Source organism: Protofrankia sp. CiP3 (assembly GCF_917627345.1).
Lineage (GTDB): Bacteria > Actinomycetota > Actinomycetes > Frankiales > Frankiaceae > Protofrankia.
The window spans coordinates 33359-35311 of record NZ_CAKJTM010000055.1; the positions used below are offsets into that span (position 1 = coordinate 33359).

At 73.0% G+C, this 1953-nt stretch carries 1 protein-coding gene; it reads left to right on the forward strand.

Translation table 11 applies throughout. The features are described 5' to 3' along the window. The first annotated feature begins 226 nt into the window (after window positions 1-226). Entirely contained in the window at window positions 227-1780 is a 1554-nt protein-coding gene (locus tag MJ797_RS17615) for a sugar ABC transporter ATP-binding protein (RefSeq protein ID WP_239336279.1), read from the forward strand. Window positions 1781-1953 lie beyond the last annotated feature (173 nt).

The window sequence follows — 1953 nt, forward strand, 5'->3', positions numbered from 1 at the left end:
CGCCCTAGCCCCCGGTTGAACCTGACAGGAATTCCGGCGGCGTCCGTCCGAGGCCACCAGCCCGGTGTGCCGGGCCTTCCCGCGGTGCCTTTCCGGTGCCGCGGGAAGGCCGGAATCACGGTGGAGTCCCCGAGCGGCGGCCACCGCCAGCCGACAACTATCCGACAACCGGGTGAAAAGCGTTCTGACGGCACAATCCGACAGCAATGTGAAAGCAGTGGGCCAGGTGAGTGATGGTGCGGGCGGGACAGCTTCGCGGGCGGACCGGGTGAACACGCCGGCCCTGGACATCCGCACGCTGTCCAAGACGTTTTCCGGGCAGGTCGTCCTCGATCGTGTTGACCTCACCCTCGACGAGGGCCGGGTGCACGCCCTCGTCGGGCAGAACGGCTCGGGCAAGTCCACTCTGATCAAGATCCTGGCCGGGTACCACCGCCCGGACCCGGGTGGCAGCGTCGCGGTGCGGGGCGTGCCGTTGCAGCTGGGAGCGGCGGCGGCACACGACGCCGGGATCCGTTTCGTCCACCAGGATCTGGGGCTCCTCCTCGACCTCAGCGTGGTGGAGAACCTGATGCTGGGGCTGTCCTACCCGCGCGGCTTCCTCGGCCGGATCCACTGGCGGGAGGCCCGGCGGCGGGCGCGGGAGCGGGTGGCGCGGGTCGGGCTCGACATCGACGTCCGCGCCCCCGCGGGCGAGCTGGGGCTGGCCGACCGCACCGGTCTCGCGATCGCGCGGGCGCTGCCCGAACCGGACCAGGGCAACGCCGTGCTGGTGCTCGACGAGCCGACCGCCGCGCTGCCCGCGGCCGACGTGGACCGGCTGCTGGCGACGATCCGGCGGCTGCGGGACGCCGGGCACAGCGTGCTCATCGTCTCGCACCATCTGGACGAGGTCCTCGACATCGCCGACCGCATCACGGTCCTGCGCGACGGCCGGAAGGCCGCATCGGTGGACGCCGCCGGCATGGACCACGACACCCTCGGCCGGCTGATGGTCGGTCACGATCTGGTCATCTCGACCGGGCGCGAGGAGACGGCCGAGGCGGCCGGCCCCGCCGTGCTGGAACTCGCGGGGATCGCCGGGGGAACCGTGGCCGAGGTGTCCACCACCGTGCACCGCGGGGAGATCGTCGGGATCGCCGGCCTGACCGGGTCGGGCCGCGAGGCGCTGGGCGCGATGCTCAGCGGACGGCTGCCCCGGGCGGGCCGCGTGTCCGTGGACGGTGTCGCCGTCCCGCCGGCGCGTCCCGCCGCGGCCATGGCCGCCCGCCTGGCCTTCGTGCCGGGGGAACGGGCGCGCTACGGCACCTTCGCCAACCTGACGGTCCGCCAGAACCTGACCATGGGATCGCTGCGCCGCCACGTCCGGCGCGGCTACATCCACGCCGGCTCCGAACGCCAGGAGGTACGCACGTGGGTCGACGAGTTCGGGATCGTGACCCGTGGCGTGGACGCGCCCATCACAAGCCTGTCCGGCGGCAACCAGCAGAAGGTGCTTGTCGCCCGTGCGCTGCGCCTGTCCCCGAAGGCACTCGTGCTCGACGACCCGACCGCCGGCATCGACGTGAAGGCGCGTGATCAGGTCCACGGCATCATCGAGCGCAGCGCGGACGCGGGCACGGCGGTCCTGCTGGTCTCGACCGACAGCGAGGAGCTGGCCCGCCTCGCCGACCGTGTCCACGTCCTGAGCCACGGACGTGTCGCGCGCACCCTGCGCCGGGGCGTCGACCTTTCACCGGAAGCCATTGATCATGCACAGGTATCGCTGGGAGCGCCGTGACCCCCCGGCCCGCCCGGCGGTCGTGCGCGCGAAACCGCCGTCGTCTCCTACTTCCGAGGTAGTGCCATGTCGTTAGAAACCGGTCCCAGCCCCGCGGTCAGCGCTCCCGCGGTCGGCCGCGCCTCGGGCCGGGCGGCCGGCCAGCCGGCCGGGCCCGCCACAGCGCGGGAAGC